Source organism: Gordonia sp. Z-3, assembly GCF_036233855.1.
Classification (GTDB): Bacteria; Actinomycetota; Actinomycetes; order Mycobacteriales; family Mycobacteriaceae; genus Gordonia; species Gordonia tangerina.
Map to the genome: position 1 here is coordinate 45,473 of NZ_JAZARS010000009.1, position 14,702 is coordinate 60,174.

The 14,702-nt window shown below is 65.6% G+C and carries 17 protein-coding genes; 9 read left to right on the plus strand and 8 right to left on the minus strand.

Annotated features, from left to right (window positions below):
* Nucleotide 1 precedes the first annotated feature (1 nt).
* Nucleotides 2-496: an SRPBCC family protein gene (locus VX037_RS12125; RefSeq protein WP_235726093.1), complete on the plus strand. Its 495-nt coding sequence runs from the start codon at nt 2-4 to the stop codon at nt 494-496.
* On the opposite strand, the gene VX037_RS12130 is transcribed toward VX037_RS12125, so the two are convergent.
* Nucleotides 497-1,489, minus strand: a complete 993-nt coding sequence (locus VX037_RS12130; RefSeq protein WP_328714431.1) for a MerR family transcriptional regulator — start codon at nt 1,487-1,489, stop codon at nt 497-499.
* 9 nt (nt 1,490-1,498) lie between these two features.
* Nucleotides 1,499-2,155, minus strand: a complete 657-nt coding sequence (locus tag VX037_RS12135; protein WP_266063343.1) for a HEAT repeat domain-containing protein — start codon at nt 2,153-2,155, stop codon at nt 1,499-1,501.
* 131 nt (nt 2,156-2,286) lie between these two features.
* Here VX037_RS12135 and VX037_RS12140 point away from each other — a divergent pair, with 131 nt between their 5' ends.
* Nucleotides 2,287-3,678 carry an NAD(P)-binding protein gene (locus tag VX037_RS12140; protein WP_266063335.1) on the plus strand — a complete coding sequence of 464 codons (1,392 nt, stop codon included), beginning with the start codon at nt 2,287-2,289 and terminating at the stop codon, nt 3,676-3,678.
* Nucleotides 3,679-3,706: 28 nt separating this feature from the next.
* Here the strand turns inward: VX037_RS12140 and VX037_RS12145 are convergent, their stop codons facing one another.
* On the minus strand, nt 3,707-4,507 hold the full coding sequence (locus VX037_RS12145; RefSeq protein ID WP_235726096.1) for a crotonase/enoyl-CoA hydratase family protein: 801 nt from the start codon (nt 4,505-4,507) through the stop codon (nt 3,707-3,709).
* Between the two features lie 111 nt (nt 4,508-4,618).
* Here VX037_RS12145 and VX037_RS12150 point away from each other — a divergent pair, with 111 nt between their 5' ends.
* The gene (locus VX037_RS12150) at nt 4,619-5,182 is read left to right on the plus strand and encodes a YceI family protein (RefSeq protein WP_235726097.1); all 564 of its coding nucleotides are present in this window, start codon (nt 4,619-4,621) and stop codon (nt 5,180-5,182) included.
* An 8-nt stretch (nt 5,183-5,190) separates the two neighbouring features.
* Here the strand turns inward: VX037_RS12150 and VX037_RS12155 are convergent, their stop codons facing one another.
* The 4 genes from VX037_RS12155 to VX037_RS12170 all read right to left on the minus strand — a co-directional run bounded on the left by VX037_RS12155 (nt 5,191) and on the right by VX037_RS12170 (nt 9,877).
* Nucleotides 5,191-6,060, minus strand: a complete 870-nt coding sequence (locus VX037_RS12155; RefSeq protein WP_235726098.1) for a D-hexose-6-phosphate mutarotase — start codon at nt 6,058-6,060, stop codon at nt 5,191-5,193.
* A gap of 78 nt (nt 6,061-6,138) precedes the next feature.
* Nucleotides 6,139-7,143, minus strand: coding sequence for a YihY/virulence factor BrkB family protein (locus tag VX037_RS12160; RefSeq protein ID WP_235726099.1), 1,005 nt, complete (start codon nt 7,141-7,143; stop codon nt 6,139-6,141).
* A 311-nt stretch (nt 7,144-7,454) separates the two neighbouring features.
* Entirely contained in the window at nt 7,455-8,357 is a 903-nt protein-coding gene (locus VX037_RS12165; RefSeq protein ID WP_235726121.1) for an alpha/beta hydrolase, read from the minus strand.
* Nucleotides 8,358-8,362: 5 nt separating this feature from the next.
* Nucleotides 8,363-9,877 (minus strand): flavin-containing monooxygenase, encoded by a 1,515-nt coding sequence (locus tag VX037_RS12170; protein WP_328714433.1) that lies wholly within the window; start codon nt 9,875-9,877, stop codon nt 8,363-8,365.
* 128 nt (nt 9,878-10,005) lie between these two features.
* Between VX037_RS12170 and VX037_RS12175 the strand changes: the two genes are divergently transcribed.
* The 5 genes from VX037_RS12175 to VX037_RS12195 all read left to right on the plus strand — a co-directional run bounded on the left by VX037_RS12175 (nt 10,006) and on the right by VX037_RS12195 (nt 13,656).
* On the plus strand, nt 10,006-11,268 hold the full coding sequence (locus tag VX037_RS12175) for a PucR family transcriptional regulator (protein WP_328714435.1): 1,263 nt from the start codon (nt 10,006-10,008) through the stop codon (nt 11,266-11,268).
* A gap of 82 nt (nt 11,269-11,350) precedes the next feature.
* Nucleotides 11,351-11,716 (plus strand): ArsR/SmtB family transcription factor, encoded by a 366-nt coding sequence (locus tag VX037_RS12180; protein ID WP_235726102.1) that lies wholly within the window; start codon nt 11,351-11,353, stop codon nt 11,714-11,716.
* On the plus strand, nt 11,713-12,813 hold the full coding sequence (gene arsB / locus VX037_RS12185) for an ACR3 family arsenite efflux transporter (protein ID WP_328714436.1): 1,101 nt from the start codon (nt 11,713-11,715) through the stop codon (nt 12,811-12,813). The genes VX037_RS12180 and arsB overlap by 4 nt, the downstream gene beginning before the upstream one ends.
* Nucleotides 12,806-13,243, plus strand: a complete 438-nt coding sequence (locus VX037_RS12190; RefSeq protein WP_235726104.1) for an arsenate reductase ArsC — start codon at nt 12,806-12,808, stop codon at nt 13,241-13,243. Before arsB ends, VX037_RS12190 begins: the two co-directional genes overlap by 8 nt.
* Nucleotides 13,240-13,656 carry an arsenate-mycothiol transferase ArsC gene (locus tag VX037_RS12195; RefSeq protein WP_235726105.1) on the plus strand — a complete coding sequence of 139 codons (417 nt, stop codon included), beginning with the start codon at nt 13,240-13,242 and terminating at the stop codon, nt 13,654-13,656. The genes VX037_RS12190 and VX037_RS12195 overlap by 4 nt, the downstream gene beginning before the upstream one ends.
* 54 nt (nt 13,657-13,710) lie before the next feature.
* Here VX037_RS12195 and VX037_RS12200 read toward each other — a convergent pair whose 3' ends face one another.
* On the minus strand, nt 13,711-14,238 hold the full coding sequence (locus tag VX037_RS12200; RefSeq protein WP_235726106.1) for an ArsI/CadI family heavy metal resistance metalloenzyme: 528 nt from the start codon (nt 14,236-14,238) through the stop codon (nt 13,711-13,713).
* 101 nt (nt 14,239-14,339) lie between these two features.
* Between VX037_RS12200 and VX037_RS12205 the strand changes: the two genes are divergently transcribed.
* The gene (locus VX037_RS12205) at nt 14,340-14,702 is read left to right on the plus strand and encodes an Rv2640c family ArsR-like transcriptional regulator (RefSeq protein WP_235726107.1); all 363 of its coding nucleotides are present in this window, start codon (nt 14,340-14,342) and stop codon (nt 14,700-14,702) included.

Below are 14,702 nucleotides of genomic sequence, written 5' to 3' on the forward strand. Positions count from 1 at the left end.
CATGCCTGTCACCAATGTGTCTCACGACATCGACACCCGCACCCTGACCATCACGGCGGAGTTCGCCGCTCCGGTCGAGCGGATCTGGCAGATCTATGCCGATCCTCGTCAGTTGGAGAAGATCTGGGGTCCGCCGTCGTATCCGGCGACCTTCGTCGAGCACAGCCTGCAACCCGGAGCCCGCGTCACCTACTACATGACCAGTCCGGAAGGGGAGAAGTTCGCCGGCTATTGGGTGATCCAGACCGTCGACGAACCCACCGAGCTGACCTTCGACGACGGGTTCGCCGACGACGAATTCAATCCGGTCGAGTCATTGCCGGTCTCGCGAAACGTCTATCGATTCCGCGACGAGGACGGTCGTACGGTGGCCACCTACACCAGCACCTACGAAACCGCCGAGGGACTGCAGAAAGTCCTCGAGATGGGAATGGTCGAAGGTGCATCCAGCGCGATCAACCAGATCGACGCATTCGTGGCCGGCGCAGACAGGTAGTCACCGCCGCGGCCGCGCGTCGAGGATCACCGCAGCGGTCGCCCTGACGGTTCGGTCCGGGTCCGTGGTCAACGCGACGAGCAGCCCGTCGGCCGTCGGGGAGTCAATCTCACCGAGCGCCTGAGTGATCCGCAGTCGTGATCCGGCGTCCGCCGCCGCCAGGGCATCTCCGAGGAGCCGGGCGGCGTCGGTGCAACCGTGAGCGCTGAGACGGCCCAGCGCCTCGGCCGCTTCGACATCGCGTCGCCCGGTGTTCACCATCGCGACCAACACTGACGCCCCGGCGGGATCGCCGCGCTGGGCCAGCGCGATGGCCGCGCGGTCGCGAACGTCGGCATCGACGTCGTCGAGAGCGCTGCGCAATGGTGCCGTCGCTTCCGCGACGTCGATGCCCGAGATGGCCAGGACCGCACGGCGTCGGATGGTCACCTCGGTCGATCGGAGGCCGGTGACCAACCCGTCGAGGGCACGAACACCGGTGCGCGCCAGGGCCCAACGAAGAGCACCGGAGACATTCACGTCTGCCTCGGCGAGGACCGCGGCCACCAGATCGTCGACCGCGATCGCGATGTCGTCGGTGGGTGCGAGCACGGCCTGCTGACGTCGGGCACCGGAGTCGGACTCCAATGCGCGGGCCTGGGTGACGACACGTACGACGTCCGCCCAGTCGTTCGGTGCATGGTGTTGCACCCGTTCCAGGCGGGCCAGCAACTGGCGTTCGGCCTCGATCCGCTCGCGCGTCCGGGAGATCACGTCGTCAATGAGGTCGTCCGGGGAGAAATCGGGTTCGGCGAGAGCCTCTTTCACCTCCTCGAGCGTCAGCCCCAGCGTGCGCAGACTCTCCACGTGGAAGAGCCGGCGCACGTCGTCCGCCGAGTACTGGCGGTAGCCGCCAGTCGTGCGGCCGGTGGGGGTCACCAGCCCCAACCGGTGATAGTGGCGCAGCATCCGCGCACTGACACCGCAGCGCTGCGCCACCTCGCCGATCAGCATCTGCGCAGCCTACGCTTGCGCACCCACCGACACCCGCCGGGCTGCGTCGACCGACAGAACGAATGCCGAATCCGGATCACGGATCAGGCGTTCGGTTGCCGCAGCGTGCGCGCGGACGTGCTCGTCCGCGTGGGATGCGGCGTCGGCCACGACCTGCTGCGCGGCCTCGCCCAGGGCCAACAACGCCCTCGACAGACTCAGTTGCAGTTGGTCATCTCCCCGCCCCAACTCGATGCCCAGCTGCGCGGCGAGTGCGCGTGCGTCGTCGTCATCGTGACCGTGGTCGACCAACGAGACCGCGGCCCGCCAGGCGGTCCGTGCCACCTCGTCGTCGCGGTCGTGGATCATCGCGGCGACGTTCGAGAACACCTGTGGATCACCGATCTTGGACAGCGTATGCAGGGCCTGAGCGCGTGCGCGCGGATTGTCGGAGGTCAGCTCGCCGACAAGCCGGACGCGCACCGGTCCGGATGGCAACCTGCACAACGCCCACGTCATCATGTCGCGGACAAAGAAATCCGGCTCCACCCCGCTGCGCGCCACGAGGATGTCCAGAAATCGCTCGTCGGCACTCGTTCCCGCCGTCAGCGCAGCCTTCAGCCGCGTGGACGCGCTCGCAGCGTCAAACGCGCCGCTCACCTGGTGGTACTGGTCGTTCGTGATCATCACGATCACCTCCTTCACCGACCATCCAACAGGTTGTCACGGTGTCAAGGTCAAGCGTCGGCGTCACATGGACGTTCTCGGATACGATCCGCACAGACCAGCGCTCGTGTCGGGTGGCAGGAAGGCACACCATGGTGGACGCAACACTGAGCACCGACTACCTGGTCGTCGGTGCGGGCGCGATGGGGATGGCGTTCACCGACGCGCTGGTGGCTCATTCCGACGTACACGTCACCCTCGTCGATCGCCGGCACACGGCCGGCGGGCATTGGCTCGACGCTTACCCCTTCGTGCAAGTGCATCAGGCGTCGGTCTTCTACGGGGTGGCATCCACGGTATTGGGCACCGGCGCCGTCCAGCAGGGCGGTCCGGAGCGGGGCCTCGGCGAACGCGCTCGACAGTCCGAAATAGTCGCCTACTTCGACGACGTCGTGCGACGACTGGTCGCTTCGGGGCAGGTCACCTTTCTCCCGACCAGTGACCATCACTGTGCTGACGGCACCCAACTGGTCACGTCGCGGGTCTCCGGTCGCACGTGCTCGATCGATGTCCGCCGCCGGGTGGTGGATGCGACGTACTCCGCGCCGACGATCCCGGCCACCACTGCGGCCCCGTTCACCGTCGCCGACGATGTGCCGGTCATCCCGGTCGGCGAACTGGCACGACTGTCCGAGGCGCCCGGTCACTTCGTCATCGCGGGTGCGGGGAAGACGGCCACCGACGCCATCGTGTGGTTGCTCGGCCACGATGTCGATCCCGACCGCATCATGTGGGTCCGCCCGCGCGAACCGTGGATGTTGAATCGGTCTGTGGTGCAGCCCGATCCGCTGGTGGCACTGCGCTTGGCCACGGACATGATGACAGCTGCCGCGCAGGCCGCCTCCAGCGACGACCTGTTTGCGCGGCTCGAGGACGCCGGTGTGATGCTTCGGATCGACCAGGGAGTGATCCCGACGATGGCGAAGGCTCCGACGCTCGCCGAATGGGAACTGGACCTGCTGCGGACCATCGAACGGGTGGTGCGGCTCGGACACATCCGCGCGGTCACCGCGCACGAGATCGTTCTGGAGCGTGGGTCGGTGAACCTGCCGCCGGATTCCGTGGTGGTGCACTGCGCGGCGTCGGGCCTGCGTTATCCGCCACTCGTTCCGATCTTCGGCACCGACCGGATCCGACTGCAACCGATCCGGGCCGGTTTCCCGTGCTTCAACGCGGCCCTCGCCGGCTATGTCGCGGCCACCCGCGACGACGACCGCGAACGCAACCGACTGTGTCCGCCGAATCGCCTGTCCGACAACCCGCGTGACTGGATTCACATGCAGTCACGCGGCAGCATCGCCAGCCGGACCTTCACCGCCGAAACCGATATCGCCGCGTGGGCCGACCGATGCGCGTTGAACCCGTCGCGCATCGACCCGTCGGTGCGCGACACCCCGGAGATCCGTGCGGCACTCGCCCTGCTCGCCGAGTGCTCACCGGACGGCCTGGATCGTCTGGCACGGCTGGGTGGCGGATCGGCGTGACGAGCCGTCTTCGGCCACAACGGATCCGTCAGTCCGGGTCGGCAAAGACCGGCGCGTGCCGCGCCATACCGGCATGCACCGCTTCGAGCTGATTGGGCGAACCCATCAGACCCACTTGCAGCTCGCTCTCGAGTCTCAGTGCGGCCGCCGAATCAGCCCCCGACCACGTGCGGTCGTAGAGGTTCTTCGCGGCACGGATCGCGTGGGGCGACTTCGCCGCGATCTCGTGGGCGAGTTCGAGTGCCACGGTCAGCGGATCGGAGACAGCGCGCGTCACCAGCCCCATCGCCTGCGCCTCGGTTCCCGAGACGATCCGACCGGTGAAGGTCAGCTCCTTCGCAACATCCGCCGGGAGAAGCCGCGGGAGGGCCTGGGTGATACCCATGTCGGGGACCAGCCCCCACTTGATCTCCATGATCGACAGCCGGGCGTCGGGGGCCGAGTACCGGATGTCGGCACCGAGCGCGATCTGCAGCCCACCACCGAAACAGTTGCCGGTGATCGCCGCGATGACCGGGGCGGGTACCGACGCCCAGTCGACGGACACGCGCTGTGCCCGATTGGCGATGCTGTCGTCGTCGCGGTCCAGCAATGACGACGCACCACCGCCCTGACCGAGACTGGTGATGTCGAGTCCCGAACAAAAGCTCTTGCCGGCTCCGTGCACAACGACCGCACGCACCCGCCGCTCGTCGCGCAGAGTGGACGTGACCTCCAGCAGGGCGTCGAACATCGCCCCGTCGAGCGCATTGTGCTTGTCCGCCCGATTCAGGGTGACCTGCGCGACGCCGGCATCATCGATGGAGAGCGTGATCCTGTCTTCATTCATCGGCGCGATGCTACGGGGCCCGCCGAGGCGCGTGTGGCCAGACGCCCATATTGGCCGGGTGCGCAGGTTTGTGGCCCCGCAGACCCATGGTCGACCCGTAGGCTGGCACCCGTGACGGACACGACCTGGCATCTGACCGCGTCCTCGGGTTCGGTAACCGTGTACACCGATGTCGCCGGTCGTGCGGCCCGTGCCGGCCACCGCCTGATCATCGAGATGCGCGAGTGGTCGGCCGACGTCACCTGGGCGGCCGGGGTGCCGGTCGGGCTCGAGGCGGTCGTGCTGGTCGACTCGCTCACGGTCGTCTCCGGCACCGGCGGACTGACGCCAATGACGGGCGCCGAGCGAGCGGTGGCCCGGGTCAATGCGCTGAAGTCGTTGGAAGCGGACAAGTTCGGCGAGATCAATTTTGTCGCGGAGGCGATCACCGCGACCGATGAGGGTTTCCGTGCCCACGGGACCCTAACCGTCCACGGAAGACGCCGCGCCCAGGCCGTCGAACTGCTGGTCACGGAGACCGATGATCGATGGGACATCAGGTCGGAGACCATCCTCGCGCAGACCGACTTCGGCGTGCGCCCATACTCTCTGATGATGGGTTCACTCAAGGTCGCCGACGAGGTCCAGGTGATCATCGACGTGTCCTACACCAAGGAGTGTGATGTCCCGCAGTAGCCGCGGCGTCATCGGGCACTGACCGAGATCGTCTGGCTCAGTGTGTGGGTGCCGCCGGCCGGCACGACGATCGAGTCCGGACCGGCGTTGGCCGCCTCGACACACAGAAACTCATGCCAGTGCGGACCGACGTCGGTCATACCCGCAGCGCCGTACTCACCGGGGTTCCACACCACCGCGCTCCGACCACCGCGTACGGTCACCTCGATCACCCGTCCCAGCCCGGGATCTATGAGCCGGTACCGCCCGCCCGCTGCGGGGTAAACCCGGTCGCTACGCGGGTCATCGCCAGGTAGCACCCAATCGCCTTGCTGAGCATGCGATCTCATACCATCGAACTTGTCGAGGTAGCTCAGCCCGTCCAGGCCGCCGACCCGTACCGACCCGACGTCTGCCACCCGGAAGTAGTTGTGGAAGGCCTCGGTCATCGTCACCGGTTCGGAACTCGGATTGTGCGTGCGTAGTTCGTGCTCCAGGGCGGCACCCACTCGCACGGTCAGCTGCGCCTGCAGAAGTGTTTCGGGGATCTCCTGCGGTGCCAATACGAGCTCGACACCCTCGGATCCGTTTGCCCGCCCACCGATCACATCCCACCGCGCGGTGCGGGCGTATCCGTGTGACGGCGCATCGTCGGGCTGTCCCTCGCGCGCGAAGTACGGCCAACACAGTGGCACGCCGCCTCGAATCGGGGTGGGCGGTGCGGCGAGCAGGGGAGACAGCCAGATGACGTCGGCGGTAGCGTCCGCCGGGAGGAATGACACGACCTGCCCACCGAACAGGGAGATCACGGCGACCGCCTGCGGTGTCTCCACCACGACCGCGTCGAGCCCGTGGAAAGTGTCGTACCGTACGCCGCCGATGTCGTCAGATGTCGTCACATTCCCAGAATGTCACAGCGTGCCACACCACAGTGCGGCGTAACCGGGTCGAGTCGTCTCCGCCGCGCCGAACTCACGTCACGGTTCCTCCGGCGGCGAGTCGTCGTGGGATCGCGCGTCGTCACGCTCGTGCCGACCGAACTTCACATCGATCTCCTGGAATCCTTTGTGGCGCTGCGCCTGCGCTTGTGCCTGATACGCGGCTCGATCACCCCGGGTCAGTACCACGTTGTCGGTGAACGGCGTCAACAGCGACCGCGGGTACAGGCGATCCACGCGCACTGCGTTGATCTCCATGCACACCACGGCCATCACCGATGCCAGGTACAGAAAGGCGAGCAGACCCAGCACAACGGCGAACACCCCGTTGGTGGCGCTGGCGTTTGCGATGACGCGTTGGACGAACACGCTGCCAAAGGTCTGCAACGCCTGCCATCCGATCGCGGCGACGATCGCGCCGGGCAGCACGTCACGAACACTCACGTCGCGGGCGGTGCCGAACCGGAATCCGACCACGAAGACCCCCGCATACAGGATCACTGGCCCCACGATCGCCAGCACACGACCGTTACCGACGAGGTCGATGGAGGCAATGACACCGTTGAGGACGGTCAGTCCGATGACTGCCAGCCCCACCGTCGACAGCAACATCGCACCTTTGAGTCGCGCCTGGATCGGATTGGGTCGTTCGTTGCGCGGCACCGCCCACACGATGTTCATCGCATTCTGGATGGCGACGGACACCCCGAGCGCGCCATAGATCGCACTCACCACACCGATGGTCACCGCGGTCGCCGACCCGCTGAGTTGGCCCTGCTCGCCCAACTGTTCACCGACCACCGGGATCTGCGAGAGCGCCGAATCGACAATCTGCCTCTGGAGTTCAGGATTGCCCTCGAGGACAAAACCGAGCACCGAGGTGAACACCAGCATCAGCGGGAACAGCGAGATGAAACCGTAGTAGGTGATCAGTGCGGCAAGGTAGCCGCCCTGATCGTCGAAGAATTTGTACGCGACAGCGAGGGGATACCCCGTCTTGGGGTAGCGACGCTGGAAGCCGTCGATGCGCGCCGCCACCGACACCCTGCGCCACCTTTCGTCGAACCCAGAGACCTGATCCGGTCGGCTGGTTCGTTACGCCGGGCGGCTCCGCTGCGGTGAGTGTATGTCCTTCACTATGTCGACGCACGGCACACGCCGAGTGTCTCGGGTAGAGCCGATCAACGCCTGACCGCACCTCCCGGGTCGTGCGCCGGTGCGGCTGCCGATGTGTGAACTCGATGAGCAGGTGGGCCGCCAGCTCCAGCTTCTCGCATGAACCCCAAGGCGTCTGCGACTTCGCACGCGTCGCTTATCACTTGTTGCAGCATCACTGTCAAGCGCGATCGCCGGCGTCACGCCAATGCACCGACCAAGAAATCGACTTCGTCTGCGAGCGCCTTCTGCTGCCACGGACCGAGATACACATCGAAGTGGTCGACGGGATACTCCAGCACGGTGGTTGGGCCGCCGGCGCGACGGGCCGCCCTGCGGGCGGCGTGTGGGGGAGCCACTCGGTCCTCGCTGCCGATCTGCACGAGCGTCGGACAGGTGATCTTCGGCGCGTGTGTGACCGGCCGGTTGAACGCAACCTCCAGCGAGGTTCGCGCACACACCTCATTGCGCCAAGTGGGGCCACCGATGGCCTCATAACCCTCCAGCGCGCCGGGAGCGGCGAGCACAGCGAGCGAGCCCGGCTGCGCAGCCAGCGGGATCTGATGCGGCGAGCCGCCGGTCAGCGTCTGAAGCACGTCCCGCAGTCCGTGGCCGATCAGCTTGAGCGGCGCAACCGGTCCGGCGCAGCGAGCGATCTGCCACACCGCCGCCGCGCCGTCAGGTGCAGGCACGAGTGACACCACCGCGGCGACCCGCGGGTCGACTGCCGCGACGGCAAGGACGTGGCCACCTGAGTAGGAGGTGCCCCAGAGCGCGATCCGGTCGGGGTCGACACTCCGCAGCCGGCGGGCCGCGTCGACGGCGGCGTGGTAGTCCTGACGCTGCCTCCGGTAGGACACGGCTTGGCGAGATGTGCCGTCGGACGCGCCGAAGCCGCGGTAGTCGAATACGAGCGAGTCGATGCCGGCGTCGGCGAAACCCTCCGCGAAATCGAGCAAGGCGGTGTCACGCGTTCCGCCGAAGCCGTGTCCGATCACCACACACGGCCGCCTCCCTTTCCTGGCGAGGCCATCGGAGGTGGCTCGCACATGCCATGCGGCACAGCGCACCCCATGGCTGGTGAACGTGATGTCGGAACGCAGGGCACTCATGATGCGACAGCGGCGGTCTCGAGCCGAGTCGACTCGAACTTCAGCGCGGGGTCGGCGACCGGGCCGTGCTCGAGACGCTCGATGTCGGCCTCGTAAGCCATCTTGACGGTCCACGGTCCGGCGGTTCCGGCCTTCGGAAACGTCCCGATACGCCGCTGCACGTATCCCGAGCTCATGTCGAGCAGCGGAGTACGCTCCATCGTCGAGTCGGTCAGCACGGGGGTCACGACGTCCATACCGTGCTCGTCCATGTGAGCGAGGAGCCGCATCATATGGGTGCAGATGAGGTCCACCTTCAAGGTCCAGGCGATGTTGGTGTATCCGATCGCGAACACGAAATTGGGGACACCACTGAGCATCATCGCCTTGTACACGACCGTGTCGGACACATCGACCTGCTCGCCGTCGACGCTCAGGTCGATGCCGCCGAACGGCATGATGTCGAGACCGGTGGCGGTGACGATGATGTCGGCGTCGAGGTGCTGTCCCGATGTCAGCGCGATGCCGGTCTCGGTGAAGGCATCGATGTGGTCGGTGACCACCGAGGCCTTACCGGATGAGATCGCAGTGAACAGATCACCGTTGGGCACCATGCACAGGCGCTGATCCCACGGGTCGTAGCTCGGGTTGAAATGTGTGTCGACGTCGTAGCCCTTGGGTAGGCGCCGCTTCACGTCGGCCATCAGCAGCTTGCGAACGACCTTCGGCGCGCGCTTGCTCGCCTTGAAGATGCCCCGGTTGAGTGCGATGTTCTTGCGCCGGATGATTCGGTAGGCCTTGTCGGGCCCGACCAGCTTGTTCATCGTGTTCGCGATCACGTCTTCGCCGGGCAGGGACAGGACATAACTCGGGGAGCGCTGCAACATCGTGACGTGGGCGGCCTGTGCGGCCATCGCCGGGATCAGGGTGACCGCGGTGGCGCCGCTGCCGATCACCACCACCTTCTTACCTGTGTAATCGAGATCGTCGGGCCAGTGCTGGGGGTGGATGACCTGGCCGCGGAAGGTGTCACGGCCCGGGAACTCAGGTGTGTAGCCCGCCTCGTAGTTGTAGTAACCGGTCCCGGAGTAGATGAATCGCGCTGTGTACGTGATGGGGTCGCCGGTCTCGGCGTCGGTGGTGCGGATCGTCCAACGTCCGGTGGCCGAGTCGAAGTCGGCGCCGTCAACCTTGGCGTTGTAGCGGATGTGCGCGCGGATGCCGTTCTCGTCGACGGCCTCGTTCAGGTAATCGAGAATGACGTGCGCGTCGGCGATGGACTGTCGGTGTGTCCACGGCTTGAAACCGAATCCGAAGGATGGCATGTCCGAATCGGAGCGGATGCCGGGGTACCGGAAGAGGTCCCAGGTACCACCGAGTGCCGAACGACCCTCGAGGATCGCAAACGACGTGGACGGACGCTTTGTCTTGAGATGGTGGGCGGCTCCGATGCCGGAGATACCGGCGCCGATGATGACGACGTCAAAGTCGGTGTCGGTGTCGGTGTCGGTGGGCGGTGTGGTGGGGACCATCGCAAGGCTCCTTTGTGATCTCCGTCGATCGTGACCGTCATCACGGTATGGGAACCAAGGACCGCGATCTATGGTGGTTCACACATTGATTGCGTCCCTCTATGGAAGATCCGACATATGCTGGGTTGATGGCTGATGTCGACGTCTCACTGATCAGCGACATCGCCGGGCGCATGCTCGAGGAACTCGACGATCTGGTCGACGCGATGAATGAGTCCGTTTCCGAGATCGTGCCCAGTCTCGCCGCAGATCGTGCCATCACCGAGGAGATGTCTGCGAGCAATCGGGCCAACATCGAGAATGTACTGCGAAACCTGCGTGACGACCCGAGCGGCCCACTGCCGGACACACCGCCGACCGAGGCTCGCGAGATCCTGCGCACAGTTGTGCGCCGTGGGCTGGAGCTCGATGTGATGTTTCAGTCGTACCGGCGAGGACAGACCGCGGTGTGGCAGCGTTTCATGCAGATCGCGCCGATGGTCGTGCCCCCGGGCCCGGAACTCGTCGCCGTCATCGAGCGATTCGCCGAGGCGATGTTCACCTATGTCGACCGGGTCCTGCTCGATCTGGTGGCCGAGGCGCAACGACTGCGCGAAGAGATGCTCGGGGGCGCACTCGCCCGGCGGACCGAGACCGTCCGGCTGATCTTGGACGGCGCACCGATCGACGAGCGGGTCGCGACGGGACGGCTGGGCTACGAGGTCGCACGTGACCACACCGCAGTGGTGTTGTGGCTCGACGATCCGGTCGGCGATGACGGCACCCTGGAATCGGTTGCGGCATCTCTGGCCCGTGCCTTGGGGGCTCGACCACCGCTGAACATCTCCGCAGGCGTTCGCACGATGTGGGCGTGGTTACCGAGGGAAGGCGACGCAACCGTCGATCGCCTCCGCGATGCGGCAAATGCGGCACCCACGGGCGTACGAGTTGCCGTCGGGCCCACCCGCTGGGGGCTAGCGGGATTCCGGTCGTCGCACGCGGACGCCCTGGTCGTCGAGCAACTGGTCGCCGAGAATGCGGGTGGCGACCGTCTGGTCACCTTCGGTGACATCGCACCCATCGCGGCTCTGGCGCGTGACGAACGGGCCGCCAGTCAGTTCGTCTCCGACACGCTGGGTGCACTCGCCGCCGACGGCGAGCGTGCCGACCGTCTGCGCACAACGCTGCGGGTGTATCTGTCCGAGGCCGACAACGCGTCGACAACGGCGGAACGCCTGCACACGCATCGCAACACCATCTTGCAACGCGTCGGCAAGGCGACCGAATTGCTCGGGCACCCGCCCGGCGAACGCCGATTGGCGGTCATGACCGCGCTCGACATCGTCCATTTTCTCGGCCCGCGCGTCCTACCGGGCGGGCCGCCCACTACGACGGCTACTCAATGGGGGTGACCGCAGCTGCGCGAATGACGTCATGATGAACTTTGGGTTCAGCACATTGACCCCTTACTTCGACGTATGTGAATATTGACGCATGTCGAATCAAGAGCTTGTCCTGACCGCCATCGGGGGCGGTATGACCCCGGAACGGGCGGGGTCGTGGGCGCCGGCGCTGAAGGCGCTCGGGGATCCCGTGCGGCTGCGCCTCCTCGGCGAGGTCGCCGCCTCGCCCGGTGGCGAAGCGTGCGTCTGTGACATCTCGGGTCCTTTCGATCTGTCGCAGCCGACGATCTCACATCACCTCAAGGTGCTGCGGGAAGCCGGACTGGTGACCAGCGAACGACGCGCCACGTGGGTGTACTACCGCGTCAACTCCGACGCTTTGGCACAGCTCGCCGCCGTGCTGAGCGACCTCGCGGCCGTGGTGGGAGAGCCGACATCGTGTGAGGTTGCCGAGTGAGCGCGACAGACACCGCAGTCGCCGGACGGTTGTCGGTCGTGGATCGATTTCTGCCGGTCTGGATCGGGGCGGCGATGGTGGCCGGCCTGCTGCTCGGTCGGGGCGTCCCCGGTCTCGGCGACGCGCTCGCAGAGGTGGAGATCGACGGAATATCACTGCCGATCGCCCTCGGCTTGCTGATCATGATGTACCCGGTCCTGGCCAAGGTCCGGTACGACCGACTGGACTCGGTGACCGGAGACCGGCGCCTTCTCATCGGCTCTCTGGTGTTGAACTGGGTAATCGGCCCGGCGCTGATGTTCACGTTGGCGTGGCTGCTGTTACCGGATCTCCCGGAGTACCGCACGGGTTTGATCATCGTGGGGCTCGCGAGATGTATCGCGATGGTCATCATCTGGAACGACCTCGCCTGCGGCGATCGCGAGGCGGCCGCCGTCCTCGTCGCGTTGAACTCGATCTTCCAGGTCATCATGTTCGCCGTCCTCGGCTGGTTCTATCTCTCGGTGCTGCCCGGATGGCTCGGACTGGAGCAGACCACGATCGATACCTCCCCTTGGCAGATCGCCAAATCGGTACTGATCTTCCTCGGCATCCCGCTGCTCGCCGGCTTCGTGACCCGCCGTCTGGGGGAACGCGCCAAGGGCCGGGAATGGTACGAGAGCACGTTCCTGCCGCGACTGGGACCGTGGGCACTGTACGGACTGCTGTTCACGATCGTCATCCTGTTCGCATTGCAGGGCGAACAGATCACCTCCCAGCCGTGGGATGTGGTGCGAATCGCGGTGCCGTTGTTGATCTACTTCGCGGTGATGTGGGGCGGCGGTTTCGTCCTCGGCGCGGTGATGGGCCTGGGCTATGCGCGCACCACCACATTGGCGTTCACCGCCGCGGGCAACAACTTCGAACTTGCGATCGCGGTCGCGATCGCCACCTACGGCGCTTCGTCCGGTCAGGCGCTGGCCGGAGTGATCGGGCCGCTGATCGAGGTCCCGGTGTTGGTGGCGCTCGTCTATGTCTCACTCGCCCTGCGCAACCGCTTCACTGATCTGCGCCAGCCGTCCCTGGATCAACCGAAGGAGTCTGTTCGCGATGTCTGAGAAGCCGGCTGAGCAACGGCCCAGCGTGCTGTTCGTCTGTATTCACAACGCCGGCCGCTCCCAGATGGCGGCGGGCTTCGTCGCGGCGCTGGCCGGCGATCGGATTGAAGTCCGCTCGGCCGGGTCTGCGCCCGCCGAGACCATCAATCCTGCCGCCGTCGATGCGATGGCCGAGCTCGGCATCGACATCTCGGCCCAATCACCCAAGATCCTGACTTCGGAGACGGTGGAAACCTCCGACGTGGTCATCACCATGGGCTGCGGCGACGCGTGTCCGGTGTTTCCCGGTGTGCGTTACCGCGATTGGGCTCTCGACGACCCCGCCGGCAAAGGGGTCGACGCGGTGCGGCCGATCCGAGACCGAATTCGCGAGCTGGTCGTCGAACTCCTCGAAGAGTTCGACACCGCCGGCAAGCAGGCCTCGCGGTGAGTCAACCGCGGTCGGTGCTGTTCGTCTGTGTCAGTAATCGGGGCAAATCGGTGATGGCCGAAGGCCTTGCACGGACGTTCGTCGGAGGATCCATCGCCGCTTCCTCGGCGGGAACCGCGGCCAAGATCGGTGCTGCGCCCAATGATCTGTCGGCGGAGGCGCTCGCCGAGGTCGGCGCCGACATCACCGGACATACACCTCGTCAACTCACCGACGAACTCATGCGATCCGTGGACATGACTGTCATGGTCGGAACGTCGGCCGTGATCGATGCACCGGAAGGCATCGTGGTCGAGGTGTGGGAAATCGACGAACCGTCGTTGCACGGCATCGACGGGATCGAAAGGATGAGACGCATCCGCGACGAGTTGATCGATCGGATCAAAGACCTGTCGCGACGACTCGCTTCCTGATCCGGGCGGTGGAGCAGATGGCCGCCACCGCGGGCATCCGCTCCACTCATCAGGTCAGCAACACGCGGCCCGGGTATCGGCCGAGCTGTCGGCGGCCACGGCGTCGCTACTGCAACAGACCGAATCGCAAGTGATCTGCTCCGTGACGTCGTTCTGCGCCGGGCCGGCCTGCCTCGAATCGTTGTGCGCCAACTGTTTGGGGCTGTCACCGAACCGATCGGCGTCGGCGAGCACGGTGTAGACCTCCCACTTCTCCTCACCCGGGCCGGTCACCCACACCTTGTCCTGCGTGGCGAAACAACAGGTGGTGTTCATCTCCTCGTCGGTGAAAAGACCTGCGCTCGAGAGCCGCTCGATCTCGGCATGCACCTGCTCACTCGTCTCGACTTCCACGCCCAGATGGTTGATCGAGCCACCCCGCCCGGGGTTCTCCAGAAGTACCAGCTTCAACGGCGGATCGGCGATGGCGAAGTTCGCGTATCCCGGCTTGAGCTTCGCCGGTGCAGTGTCGAACAGCTTCGAGTAGAACTCGACAGCTTGATCCACATCGTCGACGTTCAGAGCGAGTTGCATGCGGGACATGACCTACCACCAATCTGGAGTGAGACATATATCGAATTACCGGACAGAATCCAGAGTGCCACCTTTTCGACATATGTCAATACACCGCGTAGGGTGAGTGGATGCCGAAGTCTCTGCCCGTCATCGATGTCAGCGCGCCAATATGTTGCACACCCGTCTCCGCGGCCCCCGTCGACGACGCGACTGCCCTCGAGATCGCACTGCGACTCAAAGCGCTCGCAGATCCGGCACGCATCAAGTTGCTGTCGATTCTTCTCGCCGACAACGCGGATGGGATCTGCACATGTGACCTCGCGACCGGCCTCGGGCTGACCGAGGCCACCACCAGCCATCACCTCGGCCAACTCCGTAAGGCAGGCATGGTGACCCCAGAGCGACGCGGGATGAACGTCTACTACCGGGCGCAGCCCGAATCGCTCAACGCGCTGTGCACGGTGCTCGGGACGTCGCCGAACTGCCGCTGA